The sequence below is a fragment of the Pseudomonas sp. LBUM1651 genome (assembly GCF_059716135.1).
In genome coordinates this window covers 1,984,941-1,999,795 of record NZ_CP166805.1, presented here as the reverse complement: position 1 = coordinate 1,999,795, position 14,855 = coordinate 1,984,941, and the positions used below count along the sequence as shown (strand labels likewise).

General features: G+C 60.1%; 10 protein-coding genes. 5 read left to right on the top strand and 5 right to left on the bottom strand.

The window, feature by feature from the left end; all coding sequences use genetic code 11:
* Nucleotide 1: 1 nt before the first annotated feature.
* The 3 genes from zipA to ACA066_RS09185 all read right to left on the bottom strand — a co-directional run bounded on the left by zipA (nucleotide 2) and on the right by ACA066_RS09185 (nucleotide 5,243).
* Nucleotides 2–856: a cell division protein ZipA gene (gene zipA, locus ACA066_RS09195; RefSeq protein WP_497698953.1), complete on the bottom strand. Its 855-nt coding sequence runs from the start codon at nucleotides 854–856 to the stop codon at nucleotides 2–4.
* 236 nt (nucleotides 857–1,092) lie between these two features.
* Nucleotides 1,093–4,581, bottom strand: coding sequence for a chromosome segregation protein SMC (gene smc, locus ACA066_RS09190; protein WP_497698952.1), 3,489 nt, complete (start codon nucleotides 4,579–4,581; stop codon nucleotides 1,093–1,095).
* 2 nt (nucleotides 4,582–4,583) lie between these two features.
* Entirely contained in the window at nucleotides 4,584–5,243 is a 660-nt protein-coding gene (locus ACA066_RS09185; RefSeq protein WP_497699836.1) for a GntR family transcriptional regulator, read from the bottom strand.
* 268 nt (nucleotides 5,244–5,511) lie between these two features.
* Between ACA066_RS09185 and xdhA the strand changes: the two genes are divergently transcribed.
* The 4 genes from xdhA (at nucleotide 5,512) to guaD (ending at nucleotide 11,650) form a co-directional block, all read left to right on the top strand.
* Nucleotides 5,512–6,966 (top strand): xanthine dehydrogenase small subunit, encoded by a 1,455-nt coding sequence (gene xdhA / locus ACA066_RS09180; RefSeq protein ID WP_497698951.1) that lies wholly within the window; start codon nucleotides 5,512–5,514, stop codon nucleotides 6,964–6,966.
* Complete coding sequence (xdhB, locus tag ACA066_RS09175; RefSeq protein WP_497698950.1) at nucleotides 6,959–9,358, top strand: xanthine dehydrogenase molybdopterin binding subunit; 2,400 nt, start codon at nucleotides 6,959–6,961, stop codon at nucleotides 9,356–9,358. The genes xdhA and xdhB overlap by 8 nt, the downstream gene beginning before the upstream one ends.
* A gap of 118 nt (nucleotides 9,359–9,476) precedes the next feature.
* A complete protein-coding gene (gene xdhC / locus ACA066_RS09170) occupies nucleotides 9,477–10,322 on the top strand; it encodes a xanthine dehydrogenase accessory protein XdhC (RefSeq protein WP_497698949.1) in 846 nt (281 codons plus the stop codon).
* Between the two features lie 23 nt (nucleotides 10,323–10,345).
* Entirely contained in the window at nucleotides 10,346–11,650 is a 1,305-nt protein-coding gene (gene guaD, locus ACA066_RS09165; protein ID WP_497698948.1) for a guanine deaminase, read from the top strand.
* Nucleotides 11,651–11,829: 179 nt separating this feature from the next.
* Here the strand turns inward: guaD and ACA066_RS09160 are convergent, their stop codons facing one another.
* Nucleotides 11,830–12,594 (bottom strand): GntR family transcriptional regulator, encoded by a 765-nt coding sequence (locus ACA066_RS09160; protein WP_497698947.1) that lies wholly within the window; start codon nucleotides 12,592–12,594, stop codon nucleotides 11,830–11,832.
* A gap of 360 nt (nucleotides 12,595–12,954) precedes the next feature.
* On the opposite strand from ACA066_RS09160, the gene ACA066_RS09155 reads away from it, so the two are divergent.
* Nucleotides 12,955–14,145 (top strand): benzoate/H(+) symporter BenE family transporter, encoded by a 1,191-nt coding sequence (locus ACA066_RS09155; protein ID WP_497698946.1) that lies wholly within the window; start codon nucleotides 12,955–12,957, stop codon nucleotides 14,143–14,145.
* A gap of 182 nt (nucleotides 14,146–14,327) precedes the next feature.
* Here ACA066_RS09155 and ACA066_RS09150 read toward each other — a convergent pair whose 3' ends face one another.
* Nucleotides 14,328–14,672 (bottom strand): YggL family protein, encoded by a 345-nt coding sequence (locus tag ACA066_RS09150; RefSeq protein WP_007896965.1) that lies wholly within the window; start codon nucleotides 14,670–14,672, stop codon nucleotides 14,328–14,330.
* Nucleotides 14,673–14,855 lie beyond the last annotated feature (183 nt).

Genomic DNA, 14,855 nt, shown 5'->3' with positions numbered 1-14,855 from the left:
TTCAGCGCTTCTGGGTCAGGGCACGACGTTCGAATTCTACGATGCGCTGACGGTAATGCTCGATCGTCTGGGCGGTCAGTACGCTGCGCTGGTCGTCCTTCAGTTCGCCATTCAGCTCCTGGGACAACTTGCGTGCCGCAGCCACCATCACATCAAAAGCCTGCTTCGGATGACGCGGGCCTGGCAGACCGAGGAAGAAACTCACGGCCGGGGTGCTGAAGTGGTCGATGTCGTCCAGATCGAAGATGCCCGGCTTGACCGCATTGGCCATGGAGAACAGGACTTCGCCATTGCCGGCCATGCTTTCATGGCGGTGAAAAATGTCCATCTCGCCGAAACGCAGACCACTTTCCAGAATGTTCTGCAACAGCGCCGGGCCCTTGAAGCCGGCGGTGTCGCGGCAGATCACGCTGATCACCAGCACTTCTTCTGCTTGCGGTTGTTCCTTGTCGCTGACCGACGGCGAGGCCTTGGTGTCATCCGGGAAATCGTCGTCACGGCTGCTGAAGCTCGGGCCGCCGTCCAGGTCCAGACTGAGGTTCATGTCGCCTTGCGACGGTTCGCCATGGCCACGCTTGCCGCGCTTGGAACCCGACTCGCGCGGTTCACGGGCAGGCATGCTCACCGACGGCAGGTCGTGCTCGTCCAGTTGCGGTTCTTTGTGGGTGTCCAGCACGCGGGGCGGCCCCAACAACTCGGCGCTGGTGTCCTCGTCCGGCAAATTGGACAGACTTCTATCAAGACGGAATTTCAGTTTTCCCTTGCCGCCGCTCATGCGACGCCAGCCATCGAAAAGAATACCGGCAATGACAATAATGCCAATGACGATCAGCCACTCGCGCAGACCGATTTCCATGTAATCCCGTGCCTCTATAAAAAATGCTGAAAAATAAGGGGTTTACAACTCGTAAACCGCTTTAAAACGTGGCGCCAACTCTATGTTCTGACAGGCGTTTTGCCCACGTATACGAAAAATTGACATTAAACTAGCACGAACAAAGGGACTTTACAGCAGCTATAAGCCACAAGCTCAAAGCTTCAAGCGTTGGCAACCTTACTTGCAGCTTATAGCTTGCCGCTCGAAGCTCGCCATCAGGCGTCCACCATCGCCATCGCCTCCTCGACATCCACTGCCACAAGACGCGAGCACCCCGGTTCGTGCATCGTCACCCCCATCAATTGATCGGCCATTTCCATGGCGATCTTGTTGTGGGTGATATAGATGAACTGCACCGTCTGCGACATCTCTTTCACCAGCCGTGCGTAGCGTCCAACGTTAGCGTCATCCAGTGGCGCATCAACTTCATCGAGCATGCAGAACGGCGCCGGATTCAACTTGAAGATCGCAAAAACCAGGGCCAATGCGGTCAGGGCTTTTTCGCCGCCGGAGAGCAAATGGATGGTGCTGTTCTTCTTTCCGGGCGGCTGCGCCATGATCGTCACCCCTGTATCGAGTAGATCTTCGCCGGTCAGTTCCAAATAGGCGCGTCCTCCACCGAAAACTTTTGGGAAAAGCGCCTGTAAACCGCCATTGATCTGATCAAAGGTATCTTTGAAGCGGTTGCGGGTTTCCTTGTCGATCTTGCGAATTACGTTCTCGAGGGTGTCCAGCGCTTCCACCAGATCGTCGTTTTGCGCATCCAGATAACGTTTACGCTCTGATTGTTGCTGATATTCGTCGATGGCCGCGAGGTTGATCGCACCGAGGCGCTGAATGCGTGCGGCAATGCGTTCGAGTTCCTCTTCGGCGTCCTTCTCGTTGGCTTCGGTCGTCAGTGTGCCGAGTACGCCGTGCAGGTCGTAGCCGTCTTCCAGCAACTGATCTTCCAGGGTCTTGCGGCGCACGGTCAGGGCTTGCCATTCCATGCGCTGCGTTTCCATCTGGCCACGAATCAACTGCGATTGCTGCTCGGCCTGGTTGCGGCGCTTCTCGGCGTCACGCAGTTCACGGTCGGCGTCTTCGAGGGCAATCTGTGCGGTCTTGAGTTCTTCGTCGACGGTCATGCGCTTGTCGAGCAACTCTTCGAGTTTCAGGCGCAGCTCTTCCAGCGGCGCCTCGCCCTCCTCCAGATTGAGGCTCAGTTGTTCGCGTTTTTCAGTCAGGCGCTCGGACTGCATTTCCAGCCGTTCCAGCGCCTGACGCGTCGAATCATGTTGCGCTTTGAGCGACCCCAGACGCACCGCCAGTTGATGCGCGTGATCCTTGTGCTGACGGGCCTCCTGACGCACGCGGTCAAGTCGCTCGCGCAGGCTGTCGCGCTGAGCCAGCAGCAACTCACGTTGCTCGGTGTCCAGTGCCATGGCATCAAGGGCTTCCTGCAATTGCAGGCGTGCTTCGCCGATGTTTTCGTGCTCCAGCGCTCGCTGCTCGGCCAGCTCGGTGAGTTCTTCATCGAGCCGGGTACGGCGCAACGTCAGTTGCTCGACCTTGGCTTTACCAGCGGACAATTGAGCTTTCAGCTCACCTTGCTGGCGCGCCTCGTCTTGCAGCAGACGGCGCAAATGTTCGCGACCGTTTTCCTGCTGACGCTGTTGCGCCCTGAGATTTTGCAGTTGGGTTTCGAGGGTTTCGACCGTGGCCTCGCGCTCTTCGCGTTCGATGCTCAGACGCTGGATTTCCTGACCGCGAGCCAGCACGCCGCTTTCCGCTTCGCTGGCCCGGCGCACACGCAGAAAGTGGCGACCGACCCAGTAACCGTCGCGACTGATCAAGCTCTGGCCGGCGGTCAGCTGACTGCGCAGCGCCAACGCTTGTTCAAGGCTGTCGACGGGTTTGACCTGCCCCAACCAAGGCGACAGATCAATCTGCGCCTCGACCTTGTCGAGCAGGCTGCCGGGCACGCGCACGCCATCGCTGGCGGGGCTGAGCAAACGCAAATCGCCCTGGGCAAAACTGGCCAGATCGAATTCGCCGAAATCATCCACCAGCACGGCTTGCAGGTCGGCACCGAGCACGGTTTCCACCGCCAGCTCCCAACCGGCTTCAACCTTGAGGCCTTCGGCCAGACGCGGACGGTCAGCCAAGTGTTGTTCGCGCAGCCATTCGGCGGTGCCGGTGCCTGGATCGAGGGCGGCTTGCTGCAAGGCTTCAAGCGAGGCGAGACGGCCGTTGAGACGCTGCAAATCACCCTGCGCCTGTTGCTGCGCCGACAGCGCTTGCTGCAATTCCTGACGCAGTTGCTCAAGGCGCTCGACCTGCGCCTCTTCACTGGCCTGCAAGTCTTCCAGGGTCGCTTCGCTAGCGGCGAGTTGCTCGCTGAGTTCCATGATCGCCGCGTCTTCCGGGTCCACCGAGAGCAACGCGCGCTCTTCGCCAAGACGCTTCTGACGATCCGCCAAGCGCTCCATGCTGGTTTCCAGCTGCTGGATCCGCGACTGCTGGACTTCGGATTGGCGACGCGGCTCGGCGGCGGTCAGGTTGAACGTGTCCCACTGCTCCTGCCAGCCGTGCATGGTGGTTTCGGATTCTTCCAGCGCGGCGGCGGCTTCTTCAGCGGCGGCGCTGGTGACTTCCTGCTCCGGCGTGAGCATGTCCAACTCTTCGCCGAGGGTCAGCAACAACGTGCGGTCGTGGCCCAAATGCGATTCGGTTTCCAGCCGCGCGCGCTCGGCTTCTTTCAAATCGTCTTGCAGCTGACGCAATCGTTGCTGACCGTGCTGGATGCTCTGCTCGACCCGGGCGATGTCGCCGCCAACCGAATAGAAGCGCCCCTGCACCAGATTGAAGCGCTCGGACAGGTCATGATGCCCATCACGCAAGCGTTCGATGCTCGCATCGGCGTTGCGTTGCTCGGCCACCAGCGCTTCGAACGTGACTTCCTGAGTGCCGATGATCGCTTCGCGCTGACCGACCTGTTCGTTCAACGCCTGCCAGCGCAATGCTGACAGTTGCGCCTTGAGCTGACGCTCCTCGCCCTTGTATTCCTGATACTTCTTGGCCGCTTCGGCCTGGCGGTGCAGGCGTTCGAGCTGACGCGTAAGCTCTTCGCGCAGGTCCGTCAGGCGCTCCAGGTTTTCGTGGGTGCGACGAATGCGGTTTTCGGTCTCGCGCCGGCGCTCCTTGTACTTGGAGATGCCCGCCGCTTCTTCAATAAAGTTGCGCAAGTCTTCGGGCTTGGACTCGATCAGCTTGGAGATCATCCCCTGCTCGATGATCGAGTAGCTGCGCGGGCCCAGGCCGGTACCGAGGAAGATGTCGGTGATATCACGGCGGCGGCACTTGGTGCCGTTGAGGTAATAAGTGGTCTGGCTGTCGCGGGTGACTTTACGGCGAATGGAGATTTCCGCGTAAGCCGCGTATTCGCCGAGCAGCGTGCCGTCGGAGTTATCGAATACCAGCTCGATACTCGCCTGGCTCACCGGTTTGCGGCTGGTCGAACCGTTGAAGATGACGTCGGTCATCGACTCGCCACGCAGGTTCTTGGCCGAGCTTTCGCCCATCACCCAGCGCACGGCGTCGATGATGTTCGACTTGCCGCAACCATTGGGCCCGACCACCGCCGCCATGTTGCTGGGGAAGTTCACGGTGGTCGGGTCGACGAAGGATTTGAACCCTGCCAGTTTTATGCACTTGAGCCGCACGCTTAAGCGTCCGTCAGGGCAGAAACCACCAGATCGCAACTGCGCTGGGCGTACGCCGTCAGCACTTCGCGGATCTGCGGAAAGTCACGGGCCAAGACGGCGGCGAGCAAGCGTTCGAACAGTTCGAGAAACTCGCTCATCGACGCCTTGCGCTGGTCCAGCGCGAGGAAATACGCACGGCTCATGGCTGGCTGCAGGTTCTCGACGGTTTCCTGCAAGTACGGGTTGTTGGCGAACGGGTACGCGGCGCGCATCACATTGAAACTGTCGTCGACGAAGGTGCGGATGTCCTGACGCTCGTAGCTGGCGGTCAGGCGCTGCTGGATCTGCACGAACGGCGCCATGTCGGCCTGGACTTGCCAGCCTTTGGCCACTGCGTTGCCGAGCAGGATGTACAACTCGCTCATCAGCGTGCACAGGCTCTGCACCTTGTGGGCGGTGAGCTCGGTCACGTGGGCGCCGCGTCGCGGCAGGATCGCGATCAGGTGGCGGCGCTCGAGGATCAGCAAGGCTTCGCGGACCGAGCCGCGGCTGACATTGAGGGCCAGCGTGACCTTCTGTTCCTGGATGCGCTCCCCGGGCTTCATTTCGCCACGAATGATGCGTTCGGCGAGGTGGTGAGCGATTTGCTCGGCGAGGCTGTCCGGCGCCTTGAACGTCATGGTTGTCCCTTCAAACTCTTCGATCTGCACAAGCGGCGCAGTGTAGCGCACATGAAGGGTCATGGCGGAGTGCCCACTCGGCGGTTTTTGGCACGAATCCCGCAAAAAAGCAGGCAATCCCGCGAGGGTCAATAATGAAGGAACAGGTTGTTGATCGACAAAATGCTATTTCCTGACCTTTAAGTCAGAAAATCATTGACCCGAAAGTCAGACCTGATAAATTCGGTCCACGTCGGTTAACAACAATAATGAGTCTGCGAGGCCTTCCGTGATCCAGTTTTTACTAAACCAGGAACTCCGTAGCGAGCACGCCCTGAACCCGAACCTGACCGTGCTCAATTATCTGCGCGACCATGTGGGCAAACCCGGCACCAAAGAAGGCTGCGCCAGCGGTGACTGCGGTGCGTGCACCGTGGTGGTCGGCGAGTTGCAAACGGAAGACGATGGCCGCGAACACATTCGCTATCGCAGCCTCAACTCGTGCCTGACGTTCGTTTCGTCGCTGCACGGCAAACAACTGATCAGCGTCGAAGACCTCAAGCACAAAGGCGAACTGCACAGCGTGCAGAAAGCCATGGTCGAGTGCCACGGCTCGCAGTGCGGTTTCTGCACGCCCGGTTTCGTGATGTCGCTGTTCGCGCTGCAAAAGAACAGCGATCAGCCGGACTCGCATAAAGCGCACGAAGCGCTGGCCGGCAACCTCTGCCGCTGCACCGGCTATCGGCCGATCCTGGAAGCTGCCGAGCAGTCCTGCTGCAGCAAACAGCCGGACCAGTTCGATGCTCGCGAAGCCGACACCATCGCTCGCCTGAAAGCCATCGCGCCGACCGATATCGGCGAACTCAACAGTGGCGACAAGCGCTGCCTGGTGCCGTTGACCGTCGCCGATCTGGCCGACCTCTACGACGCTTATCCGCAAGCCCGGCTGCTGGCCGGCGGTACGGACCTGGCGCTGGAAGTCACCCAGTTCCATCGCACCCTGCCGGTGATGATCTACGTCGGCAACGTCGCCGAAATGAAGCGCATCGAACGCTTTGATGATCGCCTGGAAATCGGCGCCGCCACCGCCCTCTCCGACTGCTATGAAGCCTTGAAAGCCGAGTACCCGGACTTCGGCGAATTGCTGCAGCGCTTCGCGTCCTTGCAGATCCGCAACCAGGGAACCCTCGGCGGCAACATCGGCAACGCCTCGCCGATCGGTGACTCGCCACCGCTGCTGATCGCCCTCGGCGCGCAAATCGTCCTGTGCAAAGGCGAGACCCGCCGCACCATGGCCCTGGAGGATTACTTCATCGATTACCGCGTCACCGCGCGCCAGGAAAGCGAGTTCATCGAGAAGATCATCGTGCCGCGTGCCAGTGCCGAACAGCTGTTCCGTGCCTACAAGGTTTCCAAGCGTCTGGACGATGACATTTCCGCCGTCTGCGCCGCCTTCAATCTGCGCCTTGAAAACGGTGTGATTGCTGATGCCCGCGTGGCGTTTGGCGGCATGGCTGCCATCCCGAAACGCGCCGCCCACTGCGAAGCCGTGTTGCTCGGTTCACCGTTCAACAACGCCACCGTCGAACGCGCCTGCGCCGCCCTGACCGATGATTTCACGCCACTCTCGGACTTCCGCGCCAGCAAGGAATATCGCCTGCTCAGCGCGCAAAACCTGCTGCGCAAATACTTCATCGAACTGCAAACGCCGCACATCGAGACTCGGGTGACCGCTTATGTCTAACCATCACGCCGTAGAGAAGACCCAGGCCGAACTGGCTGAACTGTTCGCCAAGGACCTGACCACCGGTGTCGGCCGCAGCGTCAAGCACGACAGCGCCGCCAAACATGTGTCGGGTGAAGCGCAGTACATCGATGACCGTCTGGAATTTCCGAACCAGCTGCACGTTTACGCCCGACTGTCGGACCGCGCCCACGCGAAAATCATCAGCATCGACACCCAGCCGTGCTATGCCTTCGAAGGCGTGCGCATCGCCATCACCCATGAAGACGTGCCGGGGTTGAAAGACATCGGGCCGTTGCTGCCGGGCGATCCATTGCTGGCCATCGACGATGTGCAATTCGTCGGTCAGCCGGTACTTGCCGTCGCCGCAAAAGATCTGGAAACCGCTCGTAAAGCCGCCATGGCCGCGATCATCGAATATGAAGATCTGGAACCGGTGCTGGACGTGGTCGAAGCCTTGCGCAAACGCCACTTCGTGCTCGACAGCCACACGCATCAGCGGGGTGATTCGGCCGGTGCCTTGGCCACCGCTGAACATCGTATTCAAGGCACGCTGCACATCGGCGGCCAGGAACACTTCTACCTCGAAACCCAGATCTCTTCGGTGATGCCGACTGAAGATGGTGGAATGATCGTCTATTGCTCGACCCAGAACCCGACCGAAGTGCAGAAGCTGGTGGCCGAGGTTCTGGACGTTTCGATGAACAAAATCGTCGTCGACATGCGCCGCATGGGCGGTGGCTTCGGCGGCAAGGAAACCCAGGCTGCAAGTCCCGCGTGCCTGTGCGCCGTCGTCGCGCACCTCACCGGCCAACCGACCAAGATGCGCCTGCCGCGCGTCGAAGACATGTTGATGACCGGCAAGCGTCACCCCTTCTACGTCGAATACGACGTCGGCTTCGACAACACCGGTCGCCTGCACGGCATCGCGCTGGAACTGGCGGGTAACTGCGGTTGCTCGCCGGACTTGTCGGCGTCAATTGTCGACCGCGCGATGTTCCATGCCGACAACTCGTACTACCTGGGCGATGCGACCATCAACGGTCACCGCTGCAAGACCAACACCGCGTCAAACACCGCTTACCGGGGTTTCGGTGGCCCACAAGGCATGGTCGCCATCGAAGAAGTCATGGACGCGATTGCCCGCCATCTGGGCCTCGATCCGCTGGCGGTGCGCAAGGCCAACTACTACGGCAAGACCGAGCGCAACGTCACCCATTACTACCAGACCGTCGAGCACAACATGCTCGAGGAAATGACCGCCGAACTGGAAGAAAGCAGCCAGTACGCCGAGCGTCGCGAAGCGATTCGTCGCTACAACGCCAACAGCCCGATCCTGAAAAAAGGCCTGGCACTGACTCCGGTGAAATTCGGTATTTCCTTTACTGCCAGTTTCCTCAACCAGGCCGGGGCGCTGGTCCACGTCTACACCGACGGCAGCATCCACCTGAACCATGGCGGCACGGAGATGGGCCAAGGCCTGAACACCAAAGTCGCGCAGGTCGTGGCCGAAGTGTTCCAGGTGGAAATGGACCGCGTGCAGATCACCGCGACCAACACCGACAAAGTGCCGAACACCTCGCCGACCGCAGCGTCCAGCGGCGCCGACCTGAACGGTAAAGCCGCACAGAACGCGGCTGAAATCATCAAGAAACGCCTCGTGGAATTTGCCGCGCGGCAGTACAAGGTCAGCGAAGAAGACGTGGAATTCCACAACGGTCACGTGCGGATTCGCGATCACATCCTGACGTTCGAAGCGTTGATCCAGCAGGCGTATTTCGCTCAGGTGTCGCTGTCGAGCACCGGGTTCTACAAGACCCCGAAAATCTTCTACGACCGCAGTCAGGCGCGTGGTCGGCCGTTCTACTACTACGCCTTCGGGGCTGCGTGCTGCGAAGTGATCATCGATACCCTGACCGGCGAGTACAAGATGCTGCGCACCGACATCCTCCACGACGTCGGCGCCTCGCTGAACCCGGCGATCGACATCGGTCAGGTCGAGGGCGGTTTCATCCAGGGCATGGGGTGGCTGACCATGGAAGAGCTGGTCTGGAATGCCAAGGGCAAACTGATGACCAACGGCCCGGCGAGCTACAAGATCCCGGCCGTGGCGGACATGCCGCTGGACCTGCGGGTGAAGCTGGTGGAGAACCGCAAGAACCCGGAAGACACGGTGTTCCATTCCAAGGCCGTGGGTGAGCCGCCGTTCATGCTCGGCATCGCGTCGTGGTGTGCGATCAAGGACGCCGTGGCCAGCCTCGGTGACTACAAGCATCAGCCGAAAATCGACGCACCGGCGACACCGGAGCGGGTGTTGTGGGGGTGTGAGCAGATGCGGCAGTTGAAGGCGGCGAAGGCTGCCGAAACCGAAGTTGAGTTGGCTTCGCTCTGATACCGAGGCGCGGCCAATCGCTAGCAGGCTAGCTCCCACATTTGGAATGCATTCCCCCTGTGGGAGCTAGCCTGCTAGCGATGAGGCCCGGATAGACAACAAAGATGTCGAGGTGAATATGTACAACTGGATCGACGCCCTCGCCGACCTGCAAAACCGGGGTGAACCCTGCGTGTTGGTGACCATCATCGAAGAGCTCGGCTCGACGCCGCGCAATGCCGGCTCGAAGATGGTCATAAGTGCCACCCAGACCTTCGACACCATCGGTGGCGGGCATCTGGAATACAAGGCCATGCAGATCGGCCGCGAGATGCTGGCCAGCGGCAAACAGGACACGCACCTGGAGCGCTTCAGCCTCGGCGCCAGCCTGGGCCAGTGCTGTGGCGGCGTGACCGTGTTGCTGTTCGAACCGATGGGCCAGGTCCAGGCGCAGATCGCCGTGTTCGGCGCCGGCCATGTCGGCCGGGCGTTGGTGCCGCTGCTCGCCAGCCTGCCCTGCCGGGTACGCTGGATCGATTCGCGGGAGGACGAATTCCCCGAACAGATCCCCCACGGCGTGCGCAAGATCGTCGCGGAAGAACCGGTGGATGAAATCGACGACCTGCCCGCCGGCAGCTACTGCATCGTCATGACCCACAATCATCAGCTCGACCTCGAACTCACCGCCGCGATCCTCAAGCGCAACGACTTCGCCTACTTCGGCCTGATCGGTTCGAAGACCAAACGGGTGAAATTCGAACATCGCCTGCGTGATCGTGGCTTCGACAGCGCGACGCTGCAACGCATGCGCTGCCCGATGGGCCTGGGCGAAGTCAAAGGCAAGTTGCCTGTGGAAATCGCCATCTCCATCGCCGGCGAAATCATCGCCACCTATAACGCGAATTTCGGCCAGCACACCGCCAGCGCCGGATCGTCGATTGCCAAACTGCTGCCTGCTTCACGCCGCAGCCACGCTTCGAATTAAAGAGCCACCAACTGAGAACGACAATGCCTCTGACTCGCAAAGCCTACCGCGCCGCCATCCTGCACAGCATCGCCGACCCCGCTATCGTTGGCATCGAAGCCTCATACGAGTATTTCGAAGACGGCTTGCTGGTGGTCGACAACGGCCAGATCAGCGCCCTCGGTCACGCCAGCGAACTGCTGCCGACCCTGCCCGCCGACATCGAGATCACCCATTATCAGGACGCACTGATCACGCCCGGCTTCATCGATACTCACATTCACTTGCCGCAAACCGGCATGGTGGGCGCCTACGGCGAGCAGTTGCTGGACTGGCTCAACACTTACACGTTCCCTTGTGAAAGCCAGTTCGCCGACAAGGCTCACGCCGATGAAGTCGCGGACATTTTCATCAAGGAACTGCTACGCAACGGCACCACAACGGCGCTGGTGTTCGGCAGCGTGCATCCGCAATCGGTGAACTCGTTCTTCGAGGCCGCCGAACAGCTGGACCTGAGGATGATCGCCGGCAAGGTGATGATGGACCGCAACGCGCCGGACTACCTGACCGACACCGCCGAATCCAGCTACGTGGAAAGCAAGGCATTGATCGAGCGCTGGCACGGCAAGGGTCGCTTGCACTACGCCGTCACTCCGCGCTTCGCCCCGACCAGCACCCCGGAACAACTGACCCTCGCCGGCCAGCTGCTGAGCGAATATCCGGACCTGTACATGCAGACCCACATCAGCGAAAACCTCAAGGAAGTCGAGTGGGTCAAGGCGCTGTTCCCGGAGCGCAAGGGTTACCTCGACGTCTACGATCACTACCAGTTGCTGGGCGAGCGCTCGGTGTTCGCCCACGGCGTACACCTGTGCGACGACGAATGCGCGCGTCTGGCCGAAACCGGTTCGGCGATTGCCTTCTGCCCGACCTCGAACTTCTTCCTCGGCAGTGGCCTGTTCAATTTGCCGATGGCCGAGAAGCACAAGCTGAATGTCGGTTTGGGCACGGACGTTGGCGGTGGCACCAGTTTCTCGCTGCTGCAAACGTTGAACGAGGCGTACAAGGTCATGCAGTTGCAGGGTGCGCGACTGAGCCCGTTCAAATCTCTGTACCTGGCGACCCTCGGCGGTGCACGTGCGCTGCACCTGGAAGACAAGATCGGCACGTTGTTGCCGGGCACTGATGCGGACTTCCTGGTGCTGGATTACAACGCTACGCCGTTGCTGAGCTATCGCTTGAAGCAGGCGAACAACATTGCCGAGACGCTGTTTGTGTTGATGACGCTGGGGGATGACCGGACTGTTCTGCAGACGTATGCGGCGGGGAATCAGGTGCATCAGCGGTAAGGTTTTTCGGGCATAAAAAATCCCCCGGTGGTGTTCAGCCCCGGGGGATTTTTGTTGCCCGTCGGATTGCTATCGCTGGCAGGCCAGCTCCCACAGTGATTTGTGGTATCCACAATATCTGCTGTATATCCAAAAACCTGTGGGAGCTGGCCTGCCAGCGATTGGGGCACCTCGGTCCATCAGATTTTCGCTGGCGAACGCCCTGGCTTCTTGCTCTGCAACAAATGCGAGAACACCGCATGCAAATCATCCGACGCACTTTCCTCGTCGAGGTTGAGTTTGCTGTCGATGTGATCCATGTGATGCATCATCAGGTTCACCGCCAACTCACCGTTACGCGCTTCAATGGCGTCGATCAGTTGGGTGTGCTCGTCGTAGGAACAGTGCGAACGGTTGCCGCTTTCGTACTGGGCGATGATCAACGAGGTCTGGGAAACCAGGCTGCGCTGGAAGCTGATCAGCGGTGCATTCTTCGCCGCTTCGGCCAGTTTCAGGTGAAACTCGCCGGACAGACGGATACCGGCACCGCGATCGCCACGGGAAAAGCTGTCGCGTTCGTCGTTGACCATCTGGCGCAATTCAGCGATCTGCTCGGCGGTGGCGTGTTGCACCGCCAGTTCAGTGATCGCCCGCTCGACCAGACGCCGGGCGAGGAACACCTGGCGCGCTTCTTCGACACTCGGGCTGGCAACCACGGCACCACGATTGGGCCGCAACAGTACGACGCCTTCATGGGCCAGGCGCGACAGCGCGCGGCGAATGATGGTGCGACTGACCCCGAAAATTTCCCCCAGCGCTTCTTCGCTCAACTTGGTGCCGGGCGCCAGACGCTGTTCGAGGATGGCCTCGAAGATATGCGCATAGACAATATCGTCCTGGGTACCGCTGCGGCCGGCTTTGCCTGCTCGCGGTTGTTTCTTGAGGGGTTGCAACTGTTCGTTCATGGGCACTCGAGTCGGGAGAACTGCGGCGAATTGACCGTGACTGTAATACGGCACAGTGGGTCGCTGGCAAGTATCGCGTAAAAAACACCGCGATTGTACACAATGGATGGTGGCAACACGACTGTACGGCTGTTTGTCGCCTTTGCTGTATTGCAATGGTCCATCACCTTTGAGTTTAGGCTTGAACCCAGAATCCGCAGCCAGAACGCAATCCCTTGTAGGAGCCGAGCTTGCTCGCGAAGGCGGTATAACATTCAACATTTATGTCGACTGATCCTCCGCCTTCGCGAGCAAGCTCAGCTCCTACAGGGTTCAGCGTCGATTCGGACATCTTTATCAGAACAAAGGAACACCGCTGTCATGAACGACGCCACGCACACGCAGCTCCGCCCATTGGCGGACACGTCCCCTTCCGCCATCGTCGCCGGTTTCATCGCCATGATGACCGGCTACACCAGCTCCCTGGTGCTGATGTTCCAGGCCGGGCAAGCGGCAGGGCTGACCAGCGGGCAGATTTCGTCCTGGATTTGGGCGATTTCCATTGGTATGGCGGTGTGCTCGATCGGCCTGTCCCTGCGTTATCGCACGCCGATCACCATTGCCTGGTCGACACCCGGCGCGGCGCTGCTGATCACCAGCCTGGGCGGCGTGAGCTACGGCGAAGCCATTGGCGCCTACATGACCTGCGCGGTGCTGGTGACCGTTTGTGGTTTGACCGGCAGCTTCGAACGCCTGGTGAAGAAGATTCCAGCATCATTGGCCGCGGCGCTGCTGGCGGGGATTCTGTTCAAGATCGGCAGCGAAATTTTCGTCGCGGCCCAGCATCGCACCGCGCTGGTACTCGGAATGTTCTTCACGTACCTGGTGGTCAAGCGCCTGTCGCCCCGCTACGCCGTACTGGCTGCATTGCTCATCGGCACGGCGTTGTCAGGGTTCATGGGGCTTCTGGATTTCAGCGCGTTTCACCTGGAGGTGGCGACGCCGGTCTGGACCACGCCGCACTTCTCCCTGGCCGCGACCATCAGCATCGGCATCCCGCTGTTCGTCGTGGCGATGACCTCGCAGAACATGCCGGGCATCGCCGTGCTGCGCGCCGACGGTTACACGGTACCGGCCTCGCCGCTGATCACCACAACGGGCCTCGCTTCGTTGCTGCTGGCGCCGTTCGGTTCCCACGGGATCAACCTGGCCGCCATCAGCGCGGCGATCTGCACCGGCCCGCATGCCCACGAGGATCGCAACAAGCGTTATACGGCGGCGGTGTGGTGCGGGATTTTCTACGGGATCGCCGGGGTCTTCGGCGCGACGCTGGCGGCGCTGTTTGCCGCGCTGCCGAAAGAACTGGTGCTGTCGATTGCGGCACTGGCGCTGTTCGGTTCGATCATCAATGGCTTGAGCATTGCCATGGCGCAAGTGAAGGAACGTGAAGCGGCGCTGATCACCTTTATGGTCACGGCGTCGGGGCTGACGCTGTTTTCCATCGGTTCGGCGTTCTGGGGGATTGTGGCGGGGGTGTTGACGCTGGTGATTCTGAATTGGCGCAAGTCATGAATACCGCGCGCCCCCCCTGTAGGAGCGAGCTTGCTCGCGAAAAACGTTAACGATGACTCGATCCGCCTGAATGCACGCGTTGTCTGGATGTTTTTCGCGAGCAAGCTCGCTCCTACAGGGGGCGGTGGCTTTTTTTTTGCCCAAAAAAAACGGCGACCCTTGGGTCGCCGTTTTTCATGACATCAAGCTACCGGATTGATCGGCTTTTCCGGGTACCAGACGTCGATCAGCGGGCTGACGGTGGCTTCCGTCAGTTCGCTGCGGCCTTTGAGCCAGGCTTCAACAGCAGCACGCTGCTCTTCGGACACCGAGCCACGCTTCTGCAGGCAAACCAGACCGAAGTCGTCGCCGCCAACATAGCCCAGACCGTTGGCTTCCATGGCTTCTTTCAGGAACGCGTCGAGGAAAGCATCAATGGCTTCATCAGCCAAATCTTCTTTGAAATCCAGGTTCAGTTCGAAACCCAGCTCTTGAAATTCATCGACGCACAGTTTTTTGCGCAGACGCTGGGAACGGTTAGTCGCCATTGGAACAATCCTCATAAGTAATAACGGGCGGCACTTTAGCAGTTTAAGCCGCCAATTGCCCGATTCTCTGGGCGCGACAAGTTACCGCCGGTAAAAAAATAGCGGATTAGGTGACCGGGGCACGGCACAAGCCGCTACACCTTGGGGCATAATGCCGACACTTTCATGACCACTGAGGGAATT